The following is a 25,767-nucleotide window of genomic DNA, read 5'->3' as shown; positions in this document are numbered from 1 at the left end:
TGATGAACATGTTTAAAAAAATACTAATCGCCAACCGCGGCGCCATTGCCGTTCGAATTGAACGTACATTACGAAAAATGGGGATCGCTTCTGTTGCCGTCTATACGAAAGCCGACCAAGACAGTTTGCATGTGGACCTTGCCGATGAAGCCATTTTAATTGGGGAGGGTGCAGCAAAGGATAGCTATTTAAATGCTGAGCTCATTTTACAAACTGCCCTCGACACCGGTGCTGACGCCATTCATCCAGGCTATGGATTTCTTAGTGAAAATGCTGACTTCGCACGAGCTTGTCGTGAAAATGGAATAGCGTTTATCGGTCCTACACCGGAACAAATGGAACTGTTTGGCTTAAAACATTCAGCCCGTGAAGTTGCCGTTAAAGCAGGTGTACCGCTTTTACCAGGAACTTCCCTCATCACAGATTTGTACAGTGCACTTTCTGAAGCTGAGCGAATTGGTTACCCGGTGATGTTAAAAAGTACAGCCGGTGGCGGTGGAATCGGGATGCGTGTGTGCCATGACGAAGCCTCTTTAACAGAAGCCTTTGATTCTGTTGGCCGCCTCGCTGAAACCAATTTTAATAATGGGGGCGTTTTTTTAGAAAAGTATATTCAGAAGGCACGTCACGTCGAGGTACAAATTTTCGGAAACGAATTTGGCGAAGTTGCTGCACTTGGCGAACGCGATTGTTCGATTCAACGGCGCAATCAAAAGGTCGTGGAAGAAAGTCCTGCTCCTTGCCTCTCTCAAAAGATTCGGGAAGAAATGTTAGCTGCAGCAAAACGACTAGCTAGTGAAGTCGGCTATCGCAGTGCAGGAACAGTGGAATTTTTATATGATCCGGATGTGGAGCGCTTTTATTTCCTTGAAGTGAATACACGTCTTCAGGTGGAGCACGGGGTGACCGAAAAAGTATTAAATGTTGATTTGGTTGAGTGGATGATCCTTGAAGCAGCTGGAGAGTTGCGTTCGCTTGACACCCTTTTTTCTTCACCGAAAGGTCACAGCATTCAAGCGCGAATTTATGCTGAGGATTGTTTAAATGATTTCCGCCCAAGCGGCGGGAAGCTGGACCAGGTTTATTTTTCTGAACAAGCAAGGATTGAAACGTGGGTTCGTGCAGGACTTACGGTCACCTCTCTTTATGATCCGATGCTGGCAAAAATTATTGTCCATGGGGATACTCGTGAGGAAGCAATTGACCGGTTAACGGCAGCATTGAGTGAAACTAGACTTTATGGAGTTACAACAAATCTACAGTATTTGCAGGCGCTTTTAGCGGAAGAAGATGTACGCGCCGGTAATGTTTCTACAGGAATGTTAAAGGCTTTTTCGCCAAATGAAGAAGCGATTGAAGTATTAGATGGGGGTATACAGTCAACTGTTCAGGATTGGCCGGGAAGGATTGGACATTGGGATGTTGGTGTACCGCCTTGTGGACCGATGGATCCCCTTTCCTTTCGCATCGGTAACAAACTTCTTGGCAATGATGAAAGCGCGCCGGGGCTTGAATTAACGCTACGCGGGGGCTCCTATCGCTTTCGTTGTGATGCTTCCTTCTGCTTAACGGGTGCCGATATGAATGCAACGATCGATGATTCACTTATCCCAATGTATAAAGTGGTGCATGCAAAAAGAGGTCAAGTGCTTAGCTTTGGTGAAGCGATGATTGGAATGCGCACATATTTCTTGGTCGGGGGCGGTTTCGATATTCCTGCTCAACTCGGGAGCGCCTCCACTTTCACTCTCGGTGGATTTGGCGGACATGGTGGCAGAGCACTAAGAACGGGAGATGTGTTACGAATCAAACATAGTATAAAAAATGCTTTAAACGGATTAGCGCTTCCGAACAGCCACCGCCCTACTCTAACCAAAGAATGGACGATCGGCGTGATTCCAGGGCCTCATTCCACTGAAGAATTTCTATTGCCGAATTATTTGAAACAGCTAACTGAGACGAGTTGGGAAGTACACTTTAACAGTTCCCGCACAGGTGTTCGTTTAATTGGCCCTGCTCCGCTTTGGGCCCGCGAGGATGGCGGTGAAGCGGGCTTGCACCCTTCTAATATTCACGATAACGCCTATGCAATCGGTACATTGGATTTAACAGGAGATATGCCGATCTTACTTGGACCTGATGGACCGAGTCTTGGCGGATTTGTTTGCCCGGTAACAACCGCTTCAGCAGAATTTTGGAAAATTGGTCAACTGCATGCGGGCGACAGGATTCGCTTCCAGCTTTTGACGCTTGAGGAAGCAAAGGAATTACGAGATGTACAGGAGCAGTTTTTAGGTTCAATTGGCGAAAGCGAACATGGCGTTTCATTTACCCCCCTCCCTAGCTTGCCTGCAAAAGCGGTACGGTTATCTCCGGATTATCCTGTGTTAGTAACGCGGAATGATAACCGTTTTCCAATGACAATCCGGGCTGCGGGTGACGAGCACATGTTGATTGAGTATGGAGAAATGGAACTTGATCTCCTGCTTCGTTTTCAGATTCATGCCTTAATGGAAGCGATAAATAAGCGCGATGACCTACCGGTGTTAGATTTAACGCCTGGCATTCGTTCACTGCAGGTTCATATCGATTCTTCTAAAATGTCGATTAGAGAGCTTTGTTTAATCATTGAAGAGATTGATCGCAGTCTGCCTCCGCTTACAGAAATGGAAGTCCCATCTCGGATTGTCCGGCTTCCTCTCTCTTGGGATGATCCAGCAACACAGCTGGCGATTGATCGTTATCAGAAAAATGTCCGTCCAGATGCACCTTGGTGTCCAAGTAATTTAGAATTTATCCGACGTGTAAATGGATTTGATCAAATTGAAGATGTGAAGCGAATCGTTTTTGACGCAAACTATCTTGTCCTTGGACTTGGTGATGTGTACCTCGGAGCTCCTGTAGCAACGCCAATTGATCCGCGTCACCGCTTGGTTACAACCAAATACAATCCAGCTAGGACATGGACTCCTGAGAATGCAGTGGGAATTGGTGGTGCTTATATGTGTGTCTACGGCATGGAGGGTCCCGGAGGATATCAATTCGTTGGTCGGACCGTTCAAATGTGGAACCGACTTCGGGAAACGGAAAGCTTCAAAGAAGGCAAACCATGGCTGCTCCGTTTCTTTGACCAAATTCAATTTTATCCGGTGACAGCAGACGAATTGCTCGAAATGCGTGAAGATTTCCTTCGCGGTCGTTTTGAAGTGGAAATTACCGAAACGACATTTAAGCTTGGAGAATATTTAGATTTCCTCGATTCTATTAAAGATAGTACGGATGCTTTTCGACAAACACAACAGGCTGCATTCCATGCAGAGCGCGAGAGATGGCAGGAACTGGGCCTTGCTGAATATGTTTCAGAGCATGAAGGTACTGAGGTTCCTGAAGAAGTGGTCCCCGAAGGAGCGGAAGCCGTTCGCTGCTCGATGCCAGGCAGTGTCTGGAAAGTGCTGGTATCGCCAGGTGATGAAGTAAAGAAAGGCGATACTCTGATAATTGAGGAAAGTATGAAAATGGAATTCCCACAAACTGCTCCGTTCGATGGTTTTATTGAATCCATCCACGTATCACCAGGTGATGAGGTACATGCTGGTCAGTTGATTGTTTCGATAACAAAACAAAGACGAGGTGAAATTGATGAAAACAACGAACCATTTAAAAACGTTGTCAATCTATGAACTGCGAGACAAGTATTTAACGAAACAGCTAACACCAGAGACCGTGATTGCTAATATTATCAGTCGTGCGGAAGAAGATTCAGAGTATAATATTTGGATAACCAAGCCCTCTTTGGAATGGATCTATCCTTATTTGGAGAGATTGAAGGAGATGGACCCGGAGCAGACTCCACTCTGGGGCATCCCATTTGCCATTAAAGACAATATTGATTTAGCAGGAATCCCTACAACGGCAGGGTGCGCAGAATTTGCCTATACTCCTGATGCTGATGCCACCGTTGTGTTAAGACTGATTGAAGCGGGTGCTATACCTGTTGGAAAAACAAATCTCGATCAATTTGCTACCGGACTTGTTGGAACAAGAAGTCCGTATGGCGAGACATGCAATGCGCTTAATCCGGATTTGATCAGCGGCGGCTCGAGCTCTGGGTCTGCGGTTGCAGTTGCCCGTGGCTTAGCCGCCTTCGCACTGGGTACTGATACGGCTGGTTCAGGACGTGTTCCAGCTGCCTTGAACCGCCTTGTTGGATATAAACCGAGCCTTGGGGCATGGCCGGTTAAAGGAGTTGTCCCAGCTTGTGCAAGTTTGGATTGTGTGACTGTTTTTGCTAATAGTCTTGAAGAGGCTCTGCTTGTCGATGAGATGGCGCGTGGTTTTGATGGTACTGACCCATGGTCTCAAAAGATTAACCGACGCGAGAATTCCCTTCCGGAAAAAATATGCTTGATCGAGAATCCAGAATTTTTTGGTCCTTTCGCTGACCAATATAAAGAAGCTTGGTTGAAAGCTGTTGAAAAAATAAACAAGTTAAATATTCCGGTAGAATATATCGATAGCAGCTATTTATCCGAAGCGGCCTCTATTCTTTATGAAGGTCCTTGGGTGGCAGAACGTTGGGCGGATTTAGGTGGTTTTATTTTAGAAAACGAGGGGGTTGCATTTCCGGTAACAGAGGAGGTGCTCCGGTCTGGAGCCAAAGCTGAGTTCGATGCTGCTTCTCTGTTTAAAGCAATGCACAAGCTCCAAGAATATAAACAAAAAGCACATCAACAATTTCAAAATGCAGTCCTGATGATGCCAACCTCAGGTGGCACATGGCCTCGTTCGATGGTTCGAGAAAATCCAATTGAAACGAATAGTAAGATGGGGCTTTATACGAATCACTGTAATCTTCTTGATCTTTGTTCTGTGGCCATTCCTGCACCAGATGCCGCTGAAAATCTCCCGTTTGGAATCACACTGTTTTCAGCAAAAGAAAATGAGCATTTCATTTCGGGTCTTGCCGATTTATTTTTAAATGGGGTTCCTTCCCCTGTATACGAATCTACTACCTTAGTAGCAGTGTGCGGGCTTCATATGCGCAGCTTCCCGCTTGAAAAGCAAATGCTCGAGCATGGGGCGGAATTTGTACGAGAAGCGAAAACAGCTCCTAACTATAAAATGGTAAAATTGCCGTCGACTCCGCCAAAACCTGGGTTAATCCGAAAAAATGTAGATGGCACCTCGTTTGAAATAGAGCTTTGGCAGATGCCACTGTCAGAATTCGGAGCCTTTACAGTAGGGATTCCTGTACCGCTTGGAATCGGAAAAGTTGAGCTTGAAGATGGAAGTATTGTACCTGGCTTTATATGTGAAGGGGCAGCGGCGGAAGGAGCTGAAGATATTTCCTATTACGGAGGCTGGCGCTACGTATAACCTGGCCTTCATTTCTACAAAGATATAAAAAGGCTGATGGAGAGCTCCATCAGCCTTTTTTAACTAGAAGTCGTACGCAATTTACACTCCTTTTTTCTAATAATGAAAGTTGTTAACAGAATAATCGCAAGCAATATCAGTTGGAAGATGGTTGTCTCCCATGTTGGATACAATCCAAGGAGATCGACAAACGGTAAAGCCTCCACTGTCGTGGTCGGCAGGACATTTGAAATTTGCAAAGCGTGAACGCTAATCCCGAGTATTTTGAATGCTAGGAGATAGATTAGCACGGTGGCCACTTTAAAAAATAAGCCGATTGGAATTCTCACACTATAATAGATAATCGCGAAGCCAACGACAATCAGAATGACCAGCGCCAAAACAACTCCGATAACAAGTTGCTGTAAACTAATATATGGTGTAATCCCTGCATAAAAAATAATCGTCTCAGCACCTTCACGAAATACGGACAGAAAACTAATAACCGCAAAGGAGATTAGACTTCCTTTCGCTAATGCTTGTGCCATTTGCTGATTTATATATTTACTCCAATTTCCAATGTTTGACTTATTATGAAGCCAAGCCCCCACGGTTAGCATCATAATAACCGCAATCACACCGGTAAATCCTTCAATATATTCACGACTCGATGCCGCCGTGATTTGTGAAAATACGAGGTTAATTACGATTGCGAGTAAGGCACTGGCTCCAATCCCTGCTCCTACCCCGATCCAAATCCAGTTTTGCTTACTTGCTTGCCCCATCTTTTTAAGAAAGGCAATTAAGGTTGCCACGATTAATAATGCTTCTAATCCTTCTCTTAACAGAATGAGGGCTGCATCCCAGAACGAATAATTGGTTTTACTTAACAATGGGGATAGCCTTGAGTTTAGTTCGGTAACGATAGTCTCAGCTTTTTCAGCCTTTCCATTTTGCGAATTAAGGATACTAATAGCAGTTGGAATCTTCGTTTCAATATCACTGTATAGTTTACTATCTCGAGTTTGGACCTTCCCTTCAACCATTGGCCAGATGGAAAGGATTTCATTTAACGTCTCACTTGCCTTTTTGAGTTCATCTTGAGCGATTTCCTTATCTGCTCTGTTTAAAAGAGCGGATAAATCTGTCAGAGAATAATTCCCCTCTCCCCTGTTCTTAACCTTCCCTGTTACAAAATTCTCCACTTCAAGCGTCAAGTTTTCCAGACTGCTAAGTGCTTTGTTCGGATCAGGCGGGTCTTGAGTAATCGCAATCCGGATCATGGCTAATTCCCTTTCAATATTACCGTAAGACACAATACTCTCATCATGTACGGCTTTTTCTGAAGCGGTCCATTGGTTCAACAATGCTTGGTATTGCTTCCTCCAGTCCGTTTGCTCTCCGTTGTTGATCGATTCTTTCATTCTATTAATAAGCGGAACAAGCTGTTTTACTTTTTCCTTTGCTACCTCTTTATCAACAGGATTTTGTTGTTGATCATATTTTATCAAGGCACTGGATAGTGCGGAAAGTGCCTTGATGAGTTGTTCCTGATTCAGCTTATCTTCTGATAAAAGAGTCTGAACATCTTGGAGCTGTTGGTCTATCTTTTTTTCAAGTTTACCGTCATTCTTTTTAATTGATTTCCATTCGACCGTAAATTGTTCCATATTTTTAGAAACGGATGCCTGATCGCCTTCCTTTGCCTTCATTAAGCTATCACCAATGAGAACAAACAGCTCATCATAATTTTCTGCAGCAGCTACTGGCTTTATTACTAAAAAACAGCCGATCAGACTAGCTAAAACAATCAGAAGCTTCCATTTATGTTTATAATGTTGCATTTCCTTCTCCCCTTATGAAAAAACAGAAAAATACTAATTTAATAGTGTTTCTCCAATGTATCCACCCTGTTTGGTCCCTGGTAAGCAGGCAAAAACGGCACTCCCACGATGGGAAATATATTCATTTAACTTATCCATTTGAGCTAACCGACTTTGAATTGGAATAAATTGCTTACTTGGAGAGCGCTGGAATGATAAAAATAACAAACCTGCATCAAAGCTACCCGTTTTAACATCCATTCCATCTGAATAAGAATATGCCCTGCGCAGAATTTTCTGGGAGCCGTCCCCACGTGATAGGCGGGTATGTGAGTTTACAGGAATGGTATATTCCCCATTTTCATTCTTATTCTCTAAATCTAACTGATCAAATTCATGTTTCTGCCCAAGAGGAGCTCCGCTATCCCGATAACGCCCGAATGTTTTTTCCTGCTCCCTTAATGTGGAGCGATCCCAAACTTCGATAAACATTTGTATTTTTCGAACGACTAAATAGCTCCCATTGATGAGCCAATCCGGACCATCGCCTGACTGAACCCACACATGCTGCATCATTTCCTTTTCGCTATTTACATCAGGGTTTACCGTCCCGTCTTTAAAACCAAACAGGTTCCTCGGTGTTTCATTTTTCGGATCGGACTGTTTGCTGCGCTGAAACCCTGTTTGCGCCCACTTTAATGTGGCCTTCCCTCTTGCAATCCGTATCAGGTTTCGAACGGCATGAAAAGCGACTTGAAGGTCATCCGCACACGCCTGAATGCAAAGGTCACCTCCGGACCATTTTTCTTCTAACGCATCAAGCGGAAAGGCAGGAAGGTCAACTAGTTCCTTAGGCTGTTTATCTTTTAGTCCAAAGCGGTCTTGATTATTTTTTAAAAAGAGGGTCGGACCTACACCAAATGTAATCGTAAGATTGGATGGGGATAAACCTGCCGCTTCACCAGTATCTTTTGGAGGAAGAAACTCATTGCTAGAAAGTTCTCCGACAGCTTTTCCTTCAGTCATTAAAGCTGTAGCATTCGTCCAATCTTTGAATAATCGTATTAATTCCTCTTTGTTTGATGCTGTCACATCTAACGCTACAAAGTAGACATGATTCTGTGTTTTCGTCGTGATCCCGCTCTGGTATTTGCCATAGAATGGGACCACGGACTGTACCTCTGTATTTTTTGAATTATTTTCTGCAGCGGTCAGGATGCCTCCTACACCAGAAGCGCCAATCAGCATTCCCACTCCACCTACACCAGCCGTTTTCAAGATCTCTCTCCGTGAAAATTTTTTCTCTTGAAAAATTGATTGGTCATCCGTGTTAATTTTCAATTAGGACGCCTCCGTAACAATTCCTATTTGTGACAACGGTTCTGCAAGGGCATCAACCGCCTGGCTTAATTCCTTTACCTGTGCCTCCGTTAATTCTGTATAAAGGCTGTATTTGTCACCATTTTTGTATTGACTTAACAGAGTATACACCGCATCAAACCGTGCTTGAATTTCTTTTGACAGATCTTCATCTTTTTCTTTTAATGCTGGATTTAAAAGTGTATAGATTTTTTCAGCCCCCTGAACATTGGCGGCAAAGTCATAAAGGTCAGTATGAGAGTAGCGATCTTCTTCTCCCGTTACCTTAGAAGTGGAAACCTCATTTAATAAATCAACTGCTCCAGTTATTAATAGCTCTGGCATCACTTCAACCGTTTCCACCTTGGCGCGCAATAAATGGACATCTTTCATTAATTGCTCCGCATACTGTTCATAGCCGTTGGTCGTGTTGTCAATCCAAAGTCCCTTTTCGATTCGGTGGTATCCTCCCCACTCCTGTTCTGGAACATCTCCTTCACGTGCATCTATTTTGGGGTCCAATTCTCCGAACACTTCTGCAATCGGTTCTGCCCTTTCGTAGTGCATTCTAGCTGGTGCATAAAGAGATTTTGCCTTTTCAATATCCCCGGCTTTCACTGCATTAGTAAATTGTTCTGTTGCTTTTACAAATTCCTCGATTTCTCCGATTGCGTACGTTCTATATTCATCCGTTACTCCATTCAAAGCTTGGGATTGTGTATCCTTCGTTTCTTTTGCTTTTTCAGTCGTATTGCTCTGATCCGTACTTGAACAACCAAATAATAAACTGCTTGTTAATAAAAGAATTCCTGATACTTTATGTAATTTCATTTGCAACTTCCCCTGCTAATTATTAATGATAATCATTATCATTAATATATAATAACTTCATTGAGAATTATTTTCAAACAAAATATTCTAAAGATACAAAAAATATTCATGTGTCTATTGTGAAAATTTCTCGGAAAGTGACATCTGTAATGGCAGCCTCTAACAAAAAGCATTACAATCAATAGTGCAGAAGCTAATTCACATATACCTTTTTAAATAATTGAAGAGGAGTGAAAAAAATGTCCACTGATGTGCATTTCCCAAATGTCCAATCCTTCTTTTCCCATCAGGCTGGTCAAATAGCCCTATATTTGGAAACTGAAAGAATGATAAACTCAATTGGTCCTGCTGAAGTGGAAGTTAAGAAAACACAAATATCTTTTGGTACCAACACAAAATTTGCATGGATTTGGCTTCCAGAAAAACGGTCCAAAAAACGACCTAAAAATTCGATTATTTTATCCTTTAGTGTCGGGCGCCGGATTGAAAATGAACAAATTGTTGAGGCAGTTGAGCCTTATCCAGGTCGATGGCTACACCATATCATCATTCAAGATGAGTCGGATTTAAATAAATTAGTTTTTACATGGTTATGTGAGGCTTACACTTTTTCGTTAATTAGAGGAAGAAAAGTAAAACCAGCTGAAAAAGAGCAACACCTAATCGTTTTAACATAAGAGTAAATCTTTGCGAAATTGCCGATAAACTAAAAAAGCTCAGGAATCTGAGCTTTTTTTTTTGAGGATTTTAAAAAGATAATCTTTGTAATGCTCCTATCTACTCTCTTTATTCGCTTTTTTAGCATTTTTGTCCCCTGTAATAAAAACCGTTTCATTTTGGAGAAAATAAACGAAATGATGGAGGTGTTTTAATTGAACCAAAAAGATCAAAGAGATTATATAACGATTGAAGATGAAGATGGTGAGGAAAAGCAGTTTGCTGTCGAAGCTTTATTTGATATGGAAGATAAAACCTATGCATTTTTAAGATCTGTTAAAAACAAAAACGACCTTTACGTCATGCAAGTTCAGGATGACGAAGACGGCCAGTTTCTTGTTAGTATAAAAGATGATCGTGAAAAAGATATGGTTCTTGATGCATACGAGATTGCCGTTGATGCTAACCCAGCTGATTAACTTATGGGAGTAATCTTATGGAAAATAACATCATAGACGTCATAGACGTAAAAATGAAAAAGCAAATTGATCATGAAATACAGGGAATCAAATTTACGAAGAATTACAGATCTCCTACCGCAGAGGAATGGTATGTATTTTTACCAAGTTATCAGGATCCAGTATCAGGTGGAGCTGCCGGTAAAACGATCATTCATTATAACCTATACGATACGAAACATTTTAACATAAGTACGACGATCATTTTTGATGATCCATCCCTGCATAAGAAAGAGCTTCATCGCCTTGTCTATGAAATTTCCGATGAGATTGTCAATCGGCTGGTCGGCTATGCTGATACCCTTTTATCCGTCCATTCCGGGGAAAACTCCTACAACGCTGAATATATCCAATAGAGGGGTGAACAAAATAGAAACGATAATTGAAGGAATCAAAGAATTTTCCAGTCCACTCATAGAATCAAAAGATCTGGATCACCTTATTGATTCAATCAAAGATGAAAAATATGTATTACTTAGTGAGTCCTCACATGGGACATCAGAATTTTATAAAATTCGTGCAGAGATTTCAAAAAAACTAATTGTCGAAAAAGACTTTACCTTTCTAGCTGTTGAAGGCGACTGGCCCGCATGTCAAAATATAAATCGTTATATAAAAGGAATCGATCAGGATAGTTCGACTGCTCGTGACGTTTTACAATCTTTTAACCGTTGGCCAACATGGATGTGGGCCAATGAGGAAATGATTGATTTAATTGAATGGTTAAAGGAATACAATCAAAAAAAGCCAAAAGATAAGCAGATTGGTTTCTACGGCATTGATATCTATAGTTTATGGTTATGGGAATCGATGGACGAAATTTTAAGGTACTTAGAAGAAATACAATCGCCGGACCTAGATACTGCAAGAAAAGCATTTGAATGCTTTGAACCATTTAATCGTCAACATGAAAAATACGGAGTGTCAGCGTCCTTTTACAACGAAGGCTGTCGTGATGAAGTCATAAAACTTTTAACGGACATATGTAAAAATAAATGTAAAAATGTGCAGACCGAAGAAAACAGCCTCGATCTTGAAGTGAATAGCATTATTACCACAAATGCTGAAAATTACTATAGAACGATGATCACAGACGATAATGAATCTTGGAATATTCGTGATCATCATATGGTTGAAGTTATTCATAAAATCGATGAGTTCTATAACAAAAAAGCAAAAGGGATCATTTGGGAGCATAATACCCATGTCGGGGATGCAAGAGCCACTGATATGGCAAACGAAGGGATTGTAAACGTAGGCCAGCTATTACGAGAGCAAACTGGCAAAGATAACATTTTTATCGTTGGATTTGGAACTCATCACGGCACAGTCATTGCTGCAGACCAATGGGGTGTAAATCTTGAAAGGATGATTATCCCTCCTGCAAAAGCAGGTTCCTGGGAGGATTTAATGGACAAGGCAGGGCCAGGCGATAAGATACTAGTATTTAATAATGAGAATAAAGATATTTTCCATCATTCATTAGGACACCGTGCAGTCGGAGTATTTTATAATCCAAGGTACGAACAATACGGTAACTATGTTCCCTCTGTGATGTCAGACCGATATGATTCCTTTATTTATATTCACGATACCCATGCTTTAACACCGCTGGCAATCGAAAAAGTATTCCTATAAACCGCAAATACACTCTTTCGGGTGGTGCATGTCACCCCCGATTATTGCTGTTTTACTTAGAAATCGGAAAGTATCCAAAAGTGAATAAATAAAATAGGGTAAAAAATACGGATAAGAATATTGCCAAGTTCTTTTTAATAAAGTGAAGTCTTAACATGATAAACATAGATAAATCAAAAAATATTGTCCAACCTAAATGCCAACCGTTATAGTAATTAATTTGATTAAATTCAAGAAGCAACATCTCGATGATGATAAATCCAACCACCCATTTTAATATGTAAGCTGCCTTTTTTGACAAATTCTCTTCAGGAAAATTAGAAAGATAAATTAAAGTAAATAAGGGATTTATTATAAAGACGTGTAGAAGAAAGCACGCAGTTTCATTGTAAAACGGAAAATTATTAGAACTAAATTTCCATAAATGAAATTTGCTAAGCGCAAAATATTTGTAGAGGAGATTCATCGCAACTATGTACAACATTGTTGTATAGTACCGCTGCCACCTATTCCAATTTCCCCATTTTAATGAAGCTAAGATCACCATAATTCCGATAGAAAATTGCAATAAGTTTTTCACCCTTCCTTTTAATCGACTATTTTTTATCATTTCCTTTTTCTTACAATTCCATAATTGATTTCTTTTTTATAAGGTAAAGGTCTTAAAATAAATTTCATTAGTTTTTCCTCAAACCTTTATCCTAATGATGTGCGAATACTTACGAAAAACTTGGGTCAAAATACGTTAGGTAAAATCTATAGAAAATGAGGGAAAATGTTATGAAAGAAATACTCCAACAAATTAAAGACGAACTAGAAAAAACCTTTGATAATCCGGGCTCTCATGATTTGGATCACAGCATTCAGCAGTTACAAGCTGCGAGACAGCAATACGGAGATCGAGGTACCATGTTAGAAGATGCGATTACTGCTTTAACACAAGCAAGAAATGCAAAGCGAGAATTAGAAAACGCTGGGGATGTAGCTTCCTCCGCTGCCTTCGGTGAGGCATTTAACGCTTTGGAACAAGCGATAAAATCGTATACTGATCCAAATAATGATCCATTTTAATAAAAGGAACCTAATATAAACTTGTATATTAATTTGCAGGTGAAAATGAAATTGTGTACCTGCAATTTATCGTTCAGTTTGTTTCCAATTTATTTGTTGCGGACATCTGTTCCGCTATTTTCACAAAAAGTGTTGATTTGATAGGCTAAGCGGACAACAGATTCCTTATTTGATGATAAATTGGCATTTTTCAGTGGTTTTTATATAAATATGGAATCCTGTGTCCTCTTAAGTCTAGAATAAAGATTTTTTTATCAATATAAGGTCCCCTATGTCCGTTCGATCATCTATCCTCGTTACCTCTAACCGATTCCAGCTTGGCTTTTTTCAATATTTTTTTAATGAATGAACACTTATTAATAAGCTGCCATTATTGCTACAAAGCTTTAAGTGGTATAATTTAGGAGACTGCAAATTTAACAATGTTTATTTAAGGAGGTTTTCAAATATGGAGGTTACATTCACAGTAAGAAAATGGGATGAAAAGCCTGTTGATATCACAAAAAAAGATTTCCCCATTAATATTGCTCATGTTGAATATGAAATTGACGGTGAATTAAAGGGAGTCGCTTTTGTGGAGTATTTATTATGTTATTTAGAAACAAATGTAAATGATGGTCATTTATCAACCTCCAAAATATCGGGTTATCTACATTTCGAAGGAAGCTATAAAGGTAAACAAGGCACGTTTACCGCAATAGAGCAAGGAATTTTTGATAAAGGAAATTTGGATTCACCTGGAACTATCATTAAAACGACTGGAGACCTTGAAGGCTTGAAAGGTTCCTATAATTATAAGTTCACAGGTCAAACCAGTAAACTAATTTTAGACTTTCAATTATAAGGTATTGATGAAAAATACTAGTTATATCCAGACCCACAAAAATGGTCAAAAATAAGGAAACAAAATGACGTGCGCCATTTCACACGTCATTTCTTATGTCTTTAACGAGTATACTATTGGTTCTTTAATTTCCCCAATTCTGTAAAGACCGCTTCATAATCTTCCTTTTTATCGGCTTTAAAAGAGGTATTTAGATAAGTAATTACACCTGCTTTATTCACAACAAAAACCGAACGTATCGCTACTTCTCCTTTTTCATTAAACACTTTGTAACCTTTTATGGTTTGCTTATGCCAGTCTGACAAAAGCGGATAAGGCAATGTTCCGAGACTGGCCGCAAAAACATGGTGAGCGTGGACATGATCCGCACTAATGCCCAATACTTCTGCATCTAGTTCTCCAAATCTTTTATAATCCTCTTTCCAAGAGGTAATTTCCTTTACTCAGCCCGGTGTAAAGTCCATCCCATAAAAAGCCACCACCACATGCTTTTTTCCGCGATAATCTGCAAGTGCGATTTGATCCTTTGTTGTTGCAGGCAATGAAAAATCGGGCGCAGTATCGCCAATCTTTAAGGAAAGCTCCATCGTATTCCTCCCTCATTTCGAAGTTTGTCAACTCCATTACATATTTTCCCCAGTTTCTAACTTTCATACGGCTAATTGTCACTTTCGTCTAAAAGACTCTTTATGGAACTCCGAGATATATTTAAATAAATCTTTTGCATTTGCATTTGAATTTTCTGCTGCACTATCTTTTAAATCAAGTACCATAGCCTGATATGGTTCCGGTACCCAAATATAATGATGAACATAATCATCTTTAAGAACAAATCCACATTTTTCCCAAAAACGGATTCTGTCCAGGTTTTCTGCTGTTTCCTCACATTCGACCTCCAGCAAAATGCTTTCATACTCACCTTGCGCCATAGCCCAATTCTTGATGTAGTCAAATAATTGCTGACCAATTCCATTTCTCCGCAAATCCTTGCTAACAGCTAAATAGTCAATTAGCAATATCTTCGAACCTGGAATAGACCCGGTTAACGCCATGGCAACAACATCTATTCCCATATCAGCAATATGGAGATTGCATAGCTGCTTCGAAAACATATTTTGAATAATCTGTTCTGGTTTAGGACTATGTTCACCAAAAGCTTCTTGATATACTTTTCTCGCTCTTAGCCACAAAGCTTTATCCCATTGATTGGATGAAATATATTTCATGAGCTAAAACCCCCTTTTAGCCCGTTTACTTTAATGAATTCTCATTAGTATCGGTCATTAAAAAAATTATAACCAAGAATACAAAGAAAAACATGTTTCCCTTTCCGGAAAACATGCTTTTTCTTTTGTTATATCTGTTGTAAAAGAGACCTACATTGCTTGAGCCGCTCCTCAATCAGTTCTTTAATCGGTCCCATCGTTTCCACATAGCTGCGACCTTTTTCAATTTCCAATCCTATCGCGTTAGCTAGTTCCTGGTCATTAAATACATCTGAAAGCCACGTTTTTAATTTATGAAAATCCAAATAATGAACGGTACCGCCGCCACCAAGAATCAATAAACTTCGAAGGGTACCTACATGGATAAAATCGTTCGCCTCTTGTAGCTCTGTAAAAATAACAGGCAAGCCGCCTGACATCGAATGGAATTTTGTGCCTTGAAGATGCTGACCAAATTCCACTTCACCGAGAAGTTTAATCGCCATATCTTCTGTTACGTCAGATAATCGGTTCATATTATTTTCCCAACTTTCCATGCTTTTCTAACTCGTCTGCTACAAATCCCATATCTAATTCTTCTAAATTTTTCCGTGTTGGCCAGCCTGTTTTCGTATCCCAGCCTTCAAGGGTATAATATATGGTTTTCCAATCTTCATATTTGTTTTGATCCATTACCCGGCCAATTCCCATATCATACGTCCATTGTCCATCTTTTATGATCGGTCCTGGATACGGAGCTTCATTTGGCACTTTATAAACATATCCCGAGAGAACTTCCATATCTCGATGTCTTCCTTGCAGCGTATAAATGGCTCGGTCTAGGTTCCAAATCTTCGTACCAATTTTCATACCATCCTCGAAGCTGATGTTTTGTCCAGTTACAGCATTAAAAAATAATGGCTCAGCATCCGGAGTGAATCCTTTATAATCTTTTTGGTTCAGGTTAATCAAATCTGGCCAAGCCCAATCACAATATCCAATTGAGTTCTTCCAAAATAGGTTGTAACTCTTTATCCAAGAGATCATTTTTGCCTTCGATTCTGAGTATATGTTCTCTTCACTATAGTCAATCATCTTAGGATCTTTATATGGTACTAATCCTTCTGCTGCTAATTTTGCTACCTGTTCTGCTGATAAGATTGGTTCTTCACCAAGGAGCATTGCGATAAATGGAACCCAGTGAACGTACCAATTAAGGGCGTGATCATTAAAATCACGGTCTCCTAAAATGGATGCATAACTCCACTCAACCTCGATACGTGGATCATAGTGTTCAGGATAGCCCCAAAATGTGACTCGCAATAAACCAGTGTCCAGATCCTCAAGTCGTCCCCACTTTTCAGCTGTTTGAACAAGCCCTTCTGCCAAATCAGCACCAATGTCTTCTCGATAGGCGATCGCATTCATGACCGCTTTAGAAAACTCCGGGTTTTTCGTAACTTGATCAAAAGGCAAATTTGAATGGACCTGTTTTCCTGGTCCTAAAATCCCCATTTTATTTAAAGCAATCAGCCAGGGTAATGCTACAAGTAACACAAAGTTATTGATTCCCAATCGTTGCATTAATTCCACCGAATCCTTTTGTGCATCGGGATCGCCATCCAACCCACTCGAGAAGGCAATATCAACACAGGAGGATTCGTTCGTTCTTCCTGTTTCACTGTTTCTTCGACAGTTAATAAAACAACCTACACAGCCTTTCGGTCTTGATTTTTCCTCGGTTGGCAGGAGAAAAGCACCCGGGGCAGCAAAACCTGGCGCCCGTAATGGCAGATTCGAAAGTGCAAAAGGCAGTCCGAGCGGTGATAACGCATCTGCTTCATCATGTTGATTCTTCCTTTGCGGGTCATCGACATTGTATCGTCTCTTTTGTAAATTGATACGAGCCTCCAATAACCCATTAGCATCAGCAACTTCCACACTCCCCGTCCCGATGACACTGATTGCTTTTAAATTCTTTGCTCCCAAAACGGCACCGAACCCACCCTGTCCAGCTCCATTTCCAGAACCATGAACCAAAGAGGCATATGTAACTAAATTTTCACCAGCAGGACCTATTGCTACAACTGCTGGCCTTTGTGTCGTTCTTCCAGCATCTCTAGAAACCCCCACATCAAACCACTCATTAAAATTCTTCTCCACCTCGGCTTGAATGATTTCCTGAGCTTCCCAGGTATCCTTACCCCAAACCCCTATAGCATCTCGAATTTCTACCTTGTCATTTCTAATATCAATCCAAACTGGTTTATCCGCCTTACCTTCAATGGCAATACCATCCCAGCCAGCGAATTTCAACATCGCTCCAAATTGACCTCCAAAATTGGATCGAGTAAACCACCCCTTTGGATAAGCTTGTACACCTATGCCTTGGACTTCCGTTCTCGAAGCAGCTGCGGGAGTAATCGTCCCAGAAACAGGTGATGTCATAAATGTTACGACATTTCCAGGGTCTAAGCCATTTATCGTCTTATCTTTACATAAATCCCAGAAAAGAGCTGAGCCGATTCCATGTCCGCCGCCCCATTGCTCATATTTCTTCGTATCAATGGAAGTAATCTTTTTACCTGATAAGTCGATTCTTAAAATCTTACCTGCGTAACCATTTTTCATTGTTTTACTACCCCCATTTCATTTGTTGTTATTCCGAAATAATTCCGAGTCTTGCCCACTCTTTCGTTCGAAGGTTTACATCATACCCCTTGTTTCCTGTTTGGATAGGGATTTCGTTCGTAAACTTAATCGCCTGCATTGGACAGACGGAGATACATGCCTGCTTACCATTTGGTCCCCCTTCTTCCTTCCAATGTGGAGTATTAACACATAGATCGCATTTTTGTGCATGTTGATCTTCAAAATTCCAGATTACCCGGCTTGGTGTATAGGGGCAAGCTTGGATACACTGCTGACAACCGATGCACTTCTTCGGATCAATCAGCCTGACATTCGCATTGTCCGGATCGTAGTGATTAGCTTTAGTCGGGCATACTTCGACACATGGTGCGGTAGGGCATTGACGACATTGATTGATGGAAATATCCTCTGGGTAGTTTGCAAAATTGTTTTGGGTAATTTGGATTCGAGATAAAGACGGGTTTGATCTTCCCTCATGCGCAAGAGAACAGGCCATCATGCAGGTCATACAGCCGGCACACTTTTTTGTATCAACCACCAAATATCCCTCTGAGGCAGCAAGGGCGATGACGCCATCACCAAGGTCAAACCATCCGCCAACTATTGTTCCTACTCCTAATGCAGCTAAAGTCGAACTTCCTATTTTTAAAAAATCACGGCGAGAAAATTCTTTTTTACTCATCTTATCGCTCCCCTTTTTATTTCCTCCGCTAATTGTGTTATCACCCATTTAAAACATGCTTGTCTTGATCCGCATGAATTTTGTCCACTTGAGGTGATTCATCATTAGTTGCTTCAACCTTCTGTGCCTGTATTTCCTCATACCATTTTTGATGTTGACTTTTCACATATTTTTCTGATACTTTTCCGGTTAGCATCGAACGAAACAAAGGCCACGAAGCTGGTAATAATGATCCTGCCATAACATGAGCGATTAACATAAACAACATATAGAGTGCGAATACTCCATGAAGGAATGTCATAATTCCCATTACCGAGCCCGGCAGTGACCAAATATGAGCGATTGTTTTCACGATTCCCGTAATCGTAATTCCCCCAACTCCAACTATCCACATTGGAAAGACAACCCGTTCAGCAGCCAAAAACTTCTCTTCTTTTGGGGCGTCTCCTCCAAAAAACATAGCTTTATAGTGTCCTAGCATATCCCTTAGATCGCCACGCTTTGGCATCATGTGCTTAAGTTCACCTGTAAACATACTTTTGGTGACATAGTAGCTAATCCCAAAGAAGAAAAATAATATTCCGATATAATGCATATTTAAAGCAAAGCCAATTATTTCAGTGGTTTGAATCGTTCTTGGGATAAATAAAGTCCCTAATAGAAACCCGGTTATTATTAAGACCACTGTCCCCAATGCCGTTGACCAATGCTGGATAAACATCCACTCATCATGTCGTTCAACTTTTCCTTCGATAATTGCCAATTTATCTTTGTAATAGTTTAATGAACCTAGAAATATACCCAATAGAGCAGCAACCGAGATCAGCGGCATTACCGTGTCAAACAATAAATCATACTTTAATGAACCCGCTACTGTAGCACGAAAAACATATAATTGAGAAGACTCATATGCCCAATATGTGGAGGCCGCAAAAAAAACCAACATCGTCAACGCAATGAGAAATCTTATTCTCATTTTCATCCCACCTTTCATCCTTATTTACACGATCATTTAATATTCTAAAATAGTTTTTCGTTTTCCCAACTTTTACGCTATTCACCAAGACATCCTCCCTATTGATTTTTTATAAAAACAAAAAGACCAATGGTATTCAAACGGACATTAAACTTTGTCCATTTTCATTAACCATTGGTCTTTTTTAGAGCTACCGTTAGGGTGTCTCCTTAAACTACCAAAATATTTATTTTAGCTCGATCAACTGCTGGTCAAACACCATAACATGAATCCAAAAATCCTGTTCCGATTCAACGTCGAATGTTTGATGAATACAATTAGCCGCAAACTTTTCTTCAAAATATTTAACGCTGTCAATCGCAAATTGTTTTGCAATTTGCATTCGTGATTCCTTGATAAGGTTCCCGCCTTTTGCACAGGAAGCGATAAACTTTTCAGGCTCTGTCAAAAAACCTTTACAACGAAGAATTAACATGTCATCCCAAATGGTAACCTTTGTAAAATCAGAACCTTTTCCCAATCTTTTTGCATATTTCTCCATATAAATCTTTATTTCATGCTGCAACTGCCTTCTTTGCTGATTTGTAATTTTACCTTCATTTAGTCTTTTTTCGTTTAGATGATGATAACCCGTTTGAATCCTTTTTTCTTGAAGATAAACCGGCTCTGCCACTCTCTTAACCCCCCAGCTTAAAGAGTAACTTTGTAACAAATCTTAACGAATAAAACCCCCAATTAAGTCATTGAAGTGACAAAAATATTTCTATTTTTTGTCTATTTTGTTAGTAAAATGTAACAACGAAAGCTAAACATTTTATTTATAGTAAAAAATTTAGCTTATATTATTATCCTAATATCTATAACAAATTGGCACAGTTACTTAAATCACTAATTAGCAAGAAAAATTAGATTATTTCATTTAAGATAAGAATGGGTATTAACTCATTGTAGACGGTACTTTAGTATCGGTGAAAATTCAGTTATCCGGCCATTTTTGGTATGCTTCTGAAGTTTATCTGTAAAAATAACAATATATCAAGAAAAATCGGGATTTATCTGTAAAAAATTCAATATATCAAGAAAAATGAACGATATATCTGTAAAAATTTGATTTTATCAATAACTTAACAAAAACTGGAAAATTAACATATCGTTTTTTTATGAAGCCAAAAACAAAACTGCCGAGTTTCCTCGACAGTCTTAAAGAAGAACCTATCTCTTTGCAGATTTCATGAATCCATGTCCTCTTGGCGGTCTTCTTCTTTTCGTATGTGATTTTCTCATCGCTTGAGCTAGCGTTATAACAGAGCCAACTACCATGAAGCTTACTCCCACATGAAAATGGTAGCTAAGCAGTTGGGTTCCCGCAAGCAAGAGCCCTGTACCAAATATAGCAAAGATCAATTTTTTATTATTCGCATCCTGCTGACTCATGATTTTATTTTCAAATGCCACAGACGGTCTTATTCTAAGTTCACCGGATTCAAGTTGGTCTATTACGGTGAAAATCTTTTTAGAAGCTGGAACTACTTTCAAAAATGTTTCCTTCACCTGATCAATGATCGTATCCTTGCCGACATTGCTGGATTCGCTTTTCATCATATCTTCAACATACGGCTTAGCCATGGCAATAAAATCAAATTTTCTATCTAATCCCATGCAAATGCTAAAAACGGTGATAATGGCTTTGCCCAAAAAGGTGGTTCTTGACGGGATTTGAAACGGCTGTTGATAGAGAAAATCGCGCAGTTCTTCAAGAAAATCTTCATTGTTTAATTGTCTTAAATCAAACCCATCACCAGAAAAGTTTTCAAGAATGACTTTAACATTTTTCCCCAAAGCGGCTTTGTCTGCCTGCGTTCGTAAAAAGCCTAGCCCATCAAGCGCTTCCACAAGCCCGGTTGAGTCCTTAAGGTAAACCGCCATTGCGAGGCGGAACATATTTTCTTTCATCGAATTCGAGATGGTTCCTACCATTCCAAAATCGATATAAGCAATCGTTCCATCCTTTTTTATTAATATATTACCCGGATGGGGATCTGCATGGAAAAATCCATCTTCCAGCAGTTGCTGCAAATAAGAAAGATACAGCAGTTTCGCTAATTTACTTTTGTTAATTCCGGCCTCATCCAGCTTTTCGATTTCATTTATTTTAACCCCATCTATAAATTCCATAACAAGCATTTTGCTAGATGAGTAGTCCCAAACTACTTCTGGAACAGTAACTCCCGGAAAGTCTTTGAAGTTATCCCGAAACCTTTCAATATGACTGGCTTCCTTTTGATAATCAAGCTCTTGAGTGATGACTTCTTCAAATTCCTCGTAAACGTCCTTTAAATCAACAAACTTACCAACCTTTGTAAATCTCCGTGCAAAAGCAATCAAAACTCTTAATGTTGCTAAATCGAGAGTAACGATCGCTTCGATTCCCGGTCTCATCACTTTAACCGCAACCGTCTTTCCATCTGGCAATGTCGCTTTATGTACTTGCCCTAATGAAGCCGCTGCAACTGGAGTTTGTTCAAAGGTAGCAAAAATATCGCCGATTACTTGTGAGCGTTCTTCTTCTATTCTATTAATGATCGCATCTGTTTTCTCCGGGGATACGGAATCCTGAAGTTCAGATAATGTATCGGTATATTCTTTTGGTAAAATATCAACCCGTGAGCTGACAAATTGGCCAAGTTTAATAATGAGGCCACCCATCTCCAGTGCCATGGATGTAAACTTTTTAGCTTGAGAGAGATAAACTTCATGATATTTTCTATCGATCTTTTCTTGAGACATGAATTTCTTTATTTTCCCAAGCCACCAAAACTGGGCCATAAACCCAAAAAACATTAGGCTCGTTTTGCGAAATCTCTTGTTGCGAATTAAGCGAGCGATTTCACGCATAACGGTTCTCCTTTTCCACTATTGCTCATTACTCTTCATCTTCATCCGTTTTGTCTTCCGTTTTATCAAAAATCTCTTGGGCTATTTTTTCAAAACGTTTTGATTTATTGAAAAAGAAATTCGCAAACTTATTCATGATTTCAGATTTTACTAAAATGACTGTACCCTTCCTTGCATCACCAAAAACCACAAATTTTTCGCCAGGCTGAATACCGAGTTCTTCCCGAGCTTCTGCAGGAATAACAACTTGTCCTCTTTCTCCAACACTAGTTGTTCCAAAAATTTTACCATGATTCATCATTTTCAATCGCCTCCTACACGTAGGATAAATCATACATTTCATACCCACCATACAATTCACACAATGTACACATGGCGATATCGTGAACAGGGAACTTGGTTTAATTTTTCTATAAAAACCGATACTAGAGATGAGGTGTTCGCGATGGAAAAAATATTAAACCAAAGAATAAAGAAGCAAATTGAGGAATGCCATAAATCTATGCTTAAAGCTTCTAATGACCAGGCAAAGACAATATATATGGAAATTCTGGAGCGATACATGCTAATTAATGATATATTGGAAGATCCAGAATGTGAAATGAACGAGGGGTTATATTATGGAATTTTAAGTCTGATCGCAGTGAATAGAGCACGCCGAGAGGACGTTTTTAATATAGACAAAGAAAATTCCATTTAATAGAAACTTTTTACCGTACATTTCGTAGATAATAAAAGGAAAGCTTTTATAAAGGGAGTGTAAAGATGAGTGAAAAAGGTTGTATTAAATGTGGTTGCAGGGAAACCGGAACGAAAGATGTCGCCATGACAGGGACAGGGTTATCTAAAGTGTTTGATCTTCAGCACAACACTTTTACAGTCGTTTACTGCAAGAACTGTGGATATTCTGAATTCTATAATAAAAAAACCTCAACTGGCTCCAATATAATTGATTTATTTTTCGGTGGATGATAAACATACAGCAATAAGAACCTTTTTGAATGGCTAGGTCAAAATAAAAGCTTAATATATCCTAGATAATAATAAAACGACAGCACTTCTGCTGTCGTTTTACTATTTATGATCGTAATAAGCGCAAGCCATTTAAGATTACAAGTATTGTACTTCCCTCATGACCGAGAACTCCAATAGGTAAGGCAAGGAACTGTAGAAAGTTTGAAGCAATCAAGATCATGATGACTGTGATAGAAATTACAACGTTTTGTTTGATAATCCGGTTCATTTTTTTCGATAGCTTTACCGCTTCAGCGATTTTTGGCAAATCATTTTTCATTAGGACAACATCCGCAGTTTCGAGAGCTACATCTGTTCCTTCTCCCATCGCAATTCCCACCGTTGCCGTTGCAAGGGCAGGCGCATCATTGATTCCGTCTCCGACCATCGCGACTGTGGTGTACCCTTCCTTAAGCTTCTTCATCTCTTCCACCTTTGTTTCTGGAAGACATTCAGCAATAAAGGTGTCAATTCCGCTCTCGGCGGCAATAGCAGCAGCCGTTTTTTGGCTGTCACCAGTCAGCATGACCGTATGAACACCTTCGTTCTTCAACAATTGGATTGCTCTGCTCGTATCTTCGCGGACGCTGTCCTTTAACGTTAACACTCCGGCAATTCCTTTATCATCTCTTGCAAAAACAACCGTTTTTCCTTGCTCCTCAAGCTTAAGCGCAATTCCATTTTGAAACTGTTCTGCCTCATCTCGTCCAACAAAGTTTGCCTTACCCACTTTCCAATGACTACCATTGAACGTAGCCTGAACACCAAACCCGGCAATATCCTCCATATTTTCAGGCTTGATTAATTCTTTAATTTTTGGAGTAGCAAAACGGACGATTGCAGTAGCAAGTGGATGATTCGAATAATTTTCAATTGATGCCACATATTGTAACAGTTCTTCCTCTGTTAAATCGTCCCGTACAATCACGTCGCTTACCTCAGGTTTCCCCTTTGTTAACGTCCCTGTTTTATCTAAAGCGATTGCCTGTAAATTGCCTAAATTTTCAAGATGTACGCCACCCTTGAACAATATTCCATGTCTTGCTCCATTGGAAATAGCCGCTAATGTAGCAGGCATGATCGATGCAACAAGTGCACATGGAGAGGCAACCACAAGTAAAATCATTGCCCGATAAAACGTTTCTGTCCAGCTCCAGCCAAGTGCAAAATGAGGAATAAACAGCATTAGCCCAACGATAATCAGAACCGATTTTACATACCGACCTTCAAATTGCTCGATAAATTGCTGTGAAGGGGATTTCTCACTCTGTGCCGTTTGCACAAGAGTAATAATTTTATTAAATAACGTTTCGCTGTTCGGTTTTGTCATCTCTACTAAAATAGTGCCACGAAGATTTACTGTACCTGCAAAAACTTCATCATTCAATGTCTTACTTACAGGCATTGATTCCCCTGTAATAGCTGCTTCATCTAAATTCGTTTGGCCTTCGATAATTTTTCCGTCTGAAGGCACTCTTTCACCTGGTTTAATTAATATCACGTCGCCAACGCTCAGTTCAGCAACCGATACTTTTTTCTCGATCCCGTTTTGAACCAGCACAGCCTCTTCGGGTTGCAAATCCATTAACGCTGAGATTTCCTTATGACTTTTATTCATCGTATATGTTTCTAAAGCCCCACTTAAAGCAAAAATAAAGATTAAAATTGCTCCTTCAGTCCAGTAACCGATAATCGCAGAACCAATTGCGGCAAGAATCATTAACATTTCAACATTTAATTCTTTATTAGCAATCGTATCTTCAATACCCTCTTTTGCTTTAGAAAAACCGCCAATAATATATGCTGCTAAATAGATCATAATCGATGCAGTATGCCACTCATATTTTGTGAGCAGCCATCCGATAAAGATTAACAATCCACTAAATAAAGCGGCGACTAATTCAAGATGGGGTTTTACTCTTTCAAAAAACGATGCTTCAATTTGGACGGGTTCCTTTAAAGATTTTATTTCAGCAAGCATGCGATTACCTCCTATTTTTCCACTAAAACCGACAATAATTCTCATTTGTTTATCATCTAATTGAGAATATAAATCAACTTCTTATCTTGAACGCATTTTAATTCACCAATAAAATCAAACAAATTAAATATTTTTCTATTAAGTATAAACATAATAACATACAACTGACACAAAATAAACAATAATTGTTTTAAATTAATAATTATTATTGATAATGATTTTCATACTCAATTACACTTCCATTCTACTTCAATAGTTTATGGGAA

General features: G+C 39.7%; 24 protein-coding genes. 10 read left to right on the top strand and 14 right to left on the bottom strand.

Annotated elements, in window-relative coordinates:
• Nucleotides 1-8 precede the first annotated feature (8 nt).
• Both uca and atzF read left to right on the top strand, forming a co-directional pair.
• On the top strand, nucleotides 9-3,680 hold the full coding sequence (uca, locus tag ACI48O_RS20250; RefSeq protein ID WP_435563644.1) for an urea carboxylase: 3,672 nt from the start codon (nucleotides 9-11) through the stop codon (nucleotides 3,678-3,680).
• Complete coding sequence (atzF, locus tag ACI48O_RS20245) at nucleotides 3,640-5,376, top strand: allophanate hydrolase (protein ID WP_435563643.1); 1,737 nt, start codon at nucleotides 3,640-3,642, stop codon at nucleotides 5,374-5,376. The genes uca and atzF overlap by 41 nt, the downstream gene beginning before the upstream one ends.
• Before the next feature lie 59 nt (nucleotides 5,377-5,435).
• Here the strand turns inward: atzF and ACI48O_RS20240 are convergent, their stop codons facing one another.
• Genes ACI48O_RS20240 through efeO form a run of 3 tightly spaced genes read right to left on the bottom strand, consistent with a single transcriptional unit; the run spans nucleotide 5,436 to nucleotide 9,368 of the window.
• Nucleotides 5,436-7,199, bottom strand: a complete 1,764-nt coding sequence (locus tag ACI48O_RS20240; RefSeq protein ID WP_435563642.1) for an FTR1 family iron permease — start codon at nucleotides 7,197-7,199, stop codon at nucleotides 5,436-5,438.
• Between the two features lie 33 nt (nucleotides 7,200-7,232).
• Nucleotides 7,233-8,519 (bottom strand): iron uptake transporter deferrochelatase/peroxidase subunit, encoded by a 1,287-nt coding sequence (gene efeB / locus ACI48O_RS20235; protein ID WP_435563641.1) that lies wholly within the window; start codon nucleotides 8,517-8,519, stop codon nucleotides 7,233-7,235.
• The gene (gene efeO / locus ACI48O_RS20230; RefSeq protein WP_435563640.1) at nucleotides 8,520-9,368 is read right to left on the bottom strand and encodes an iron uptake system protein EfeO; all 849 of its coding nucleotides are present in this window, start codon (nucleotides 9,366-9,368) and stop codon (nucleotides 8,520-8,522) included. It lies immediately after the preceding gene.
• Nucleotides 9,369-9,607: 239 nt separating this feature from the next.
• Here efeO and ACI48O_RS20225 point away from each other — a divergent pair, with 239 nt between their 5' ends.
• The 4 genes from ACI48O_RS20225 to ACI48O_RS20210 all read left to right on the top strand — a co-directional run bounded on the left by ACI48O_RS20225 (nucleotide 9,608) and on the right by ACI48O_RS20210 (nucleotide 12,181).
• Nucleotides 9,608-10,045 (top strand): DUF5655 domain-containing protein, encoded by a 438-nt coding sequence (locus tag ACI48O_RS20225; RefSeq protein ID WP_435563639.1) that lies wholly within the window; start codon nucleotides 9,608-9,610, stop codon nucleotides 10,043-10,045.
• A 195-nt stretch (nucleotides 10,046-10,240) separates the two neighbouring features.
• On the top strand, nucleotides 10,241-10,504 hold the full coding sequence (locus tag ACI48O_RS20220) for a DUF1292 domain-containing protein (RefSeq protein ID WP_435563638.1): 264 nt from the start codon (nucleotides 10,241-10,243) through the stop codon (nucleotides 10,502-10,504).
• Nucleotides 10,505-10,521: 17 nt separating this feature from the next.
• Nucleotides 10,522-10,899: a hypothetical protein gene (locus ACI48O_RS20215; protein ID WP_435563637.1), complete on the top strand. Its 378-nt coding sequence runs from the start codon at nucleotides 10,522-10,524 to the stop codon at nucleotides 10,897-10,899.
• A 4-nt stretch (nucleotides 10,900-10,903) separates the two neighbouring features.
• A complete protein-coding gene (locus ACI48O_RS20210) occupies nucleotides 10,904-12,181 on the top strand; it encodes an erythromycin esterase family protein (RefSeq protein WP_435563636.1) in 1,278 nt (425 codons plus the stop codon).
• A 52-nt stretch (nucleotides 12,182-12,233) separates the two neighbouring features.
• Here ACI48O_RS20210 and ACI48O_RS20205 read toward each other — a convergent pair whose 3' ends face one another.
• The gene (locus tag ACI48O_RS20205; protein WP_435563664.1) at nucleotides 12,234-12,728 is read right to left on the bottom strand and encodes a CBO0543 family protein; all 495 of its coding nucleotides are present in this window, start codon (nucleotides 12,726-12,728) and stop codon (nucleotides 12,234-12,236) included.
• Between the two features lie 233 nt (nucleotides 12,729-12,961).
• Here ACI48O_RS20205 and ACI48O_RS20200 point away from each other — a divergent pair, with 233 nt between their 5' ends.
• Nucleotides 12,962-13,252, top strand: a complete 291-nt coding sequence (locus ACI48O_RS20200) for a hypothetical protein (RefSeq protein WP_435563635.1) — start codon at nucleotides 12,962-12,964, stop codon at nucleotides 13,250-13,252.
• Between the two features lie 448 nt (nucleotides 13,253-13,700).
• A complete protein-coding gene (locus tag ACI48O_RS20195; protein ID WP_435563634.1) occupies nucleotides 13,701-14,096 on the top strand; it encodes a DUF3224 domain-containing protein in 396 nt (131 codons plus the stop codon).
• Nucleotides 14,097-14,209: 113 nt separating this feature from the next.
• Here the strand turns inward: ACI48O_RS20195 and ACI48O_RS20190 are convergent, their stop codons facing one another.
• From ACI48O_RS20190 to ACI48O_RS20150, 9 genes are all read right to left on the bottom strand, one after another.
• Nucleotides 14,210-14,683 carry a redoxin domain-containing protein gene (locus ACI48O_RS20190; protein ID WP_435563633.1) on the bottom strand — a complete coding sequence of 158 codons (474 nt, stop codon included), beginning with the start codon at nucleotides 14,681-14,683 and terminating at the stop codon, nucleotides 14,210-14,212.
• 78 nt (nucleotides 14,684-14,761) lie between these two features.
• The gene (locus tag ACI48O_RS20185) at nucleotides 14,762-15,322 is read right to left on the bottom strand and encodes a GNAT family N-acetyltransferase (RefSeq protein ID WP_435563632.1); all 561 of its coding nucleotides are present in this window, start codon (nucleotides 15,320-15,322) and stop codon (nucleotides 14,762-14,764) included.
• Nucleotides 15,323-15,450: 128 nt separating this feature from the next.
• Entirely contained in the window at nucleotides 15,451-15,858 is a 408-nt protein-coding gene (locus ACI48O_RS20180; RefSeq protein ID WP_435563631.1) for a hypothetical protein, read from the bottom strand.
• Nucleotides 15,839-17,932, bottom strand: a complete 2,094-nt coding sequence (locus ACI48O_RS20175) for an aldehyde ferredoxin oxidoreductase N-terminal domain-containing protein (protein WP_435563630.1) — start codon at nucleotides 17,930-17,932, stop codon at nucleotides 15,839-15,841. The genes ACI48O_RS20180 and ACI48O_RS20175 overlap by 20 nt, the downstream gene beginning before the upstream one ends.
• A gap of 28 nt (nucleotides 17,933-17,960) precedes the next feature.
• Nucleotides 17,961-18,635 (bottom strand): 4Fe-4S dicluster domain-containing protein, encoded by a 675-nt coding sequence (locus ACI48O_RS20170; RefSeq protein ID WP_435563629.1) that lies wholly within the window; start codon nucleotides 18,633-18,635, stop codon nucleotides 17,961-17,963.
• A 40-nt stretch (nucleotides 18,636-18,675) separates the two neighbouring features.
• Nucleotides 18,676-19,611 (bottom strand): cytochrome b/b6 domain-containing protein, encoded by a 936-nt coding sequence (locus tag ACI48O_RS20165; protein WP_435563628.1) that lies wholly within the window; start codon nucleotides 19,609-19,611, stop codon nucleotides 18,676-18,678.
• Between the two features lie 226 nt (nucleotides 19,612-19,837).
• Nucleotides 19,838-20,284: a Na-translocating system protein MpsC family protein gene (locus tag ACI48O_RS20160; protein WP_435563627.1), complete on the bottom strand. Its 447-nt coding sequence runs from the start codon at nucleotides 20,282-20,284 to the stop codon at nucleotides 19,838-19,840.
• Between the two features lie 539 nt (nucleotides 20,285-20,823).
• Nucleotides 20,824-22,506, bottom strand: a complete 1,683-nt coding sequence (locus ACI48O_RS20155; RefSeq protein WP_435563626.1) for an ABC1 kinase family protein — start codon at nucleotides 22,504-22,506, stop codon at nucleotides 20,824-20,826.
• A 28-nt stretch (nucleotides 22,507-22,534) separates the two neighbouring features.
• Entirely contained in the window at nucleotides 22,535-22,807 is a 273-nt protein-coding gene (locus ACI48O_RS20150; RefSeq protein WP_435563625.1) for an AbrB/MazE/SpoVT family DNA-binding domain-containing protein, read from the bottom strand.
• Nucleotides 22,808-22,951: 144 nt separating this feature from the next.
• Between ACI48O_RS20150 and ACI48O_RS20145 the strand changes: the two genes are divergently transcribed.
• Together ACI48O_RS20145 and ACI48O_RS20140 are read left to right on the top strand one after the other, a co-directional pair.
• Nucleotides 22,952-23,206, top strand: a complete 255-nt coding sequence (locus ACI48O_RS20145; protein ID WP_435563624.1) for a hypothetical protein — start codon at nucleotides 22,952-22,954, stop codon at nucleotides 23,204-23,206.
• A 65-nt stretch (nucleotides 23,207-23,271) separates the two neighbouring features.
• Nucleotides 23,272-23,478: a zinc ribbon domain-containing protein gene (locus ACI48O_RS20140; protein WP_435563623.1), complete on the top strand. Its 207-nt coding sequence runs from the start codon at nucleotides 23,272-23,274 to the stop codon at nucleotides 23,476-23,478.
• Nucleotides 23,479-23,584: 106 nt separating this feature from the next.
• Here ACI48O_RS20140 and ACI48O_RS20135 read toward each other — a convergent pair whose 3' ends face one another.
• The gene (locus tag ACI48O_RS20135) at nucleotides 23,585-25,501 is read right to left on the bottom strand and encodes a heavy metal translocating P-type ATPase (RefSeq protein WP_435563622.1); all 1,917 of its coding nucleotides are present in this window, start codon (nucleotides 25,499-25,501) and stop codon (nucleotides 23,585-23,587) included.
• Between the last annotated feature and the right edge of the window lie 266 nt (nucleotides 25,502-25,767).

Source organism: Neobacillus terrisolis (assembly GCF_051233475.1).
Lineage (GTDB): Bacteria > Bacillota > Bacilli > Bacillales > Cytobacillaceae > Bacillus_BU.
This window is presented reverse-complemented; position numbering and strand designations above follow the sequence as displayed.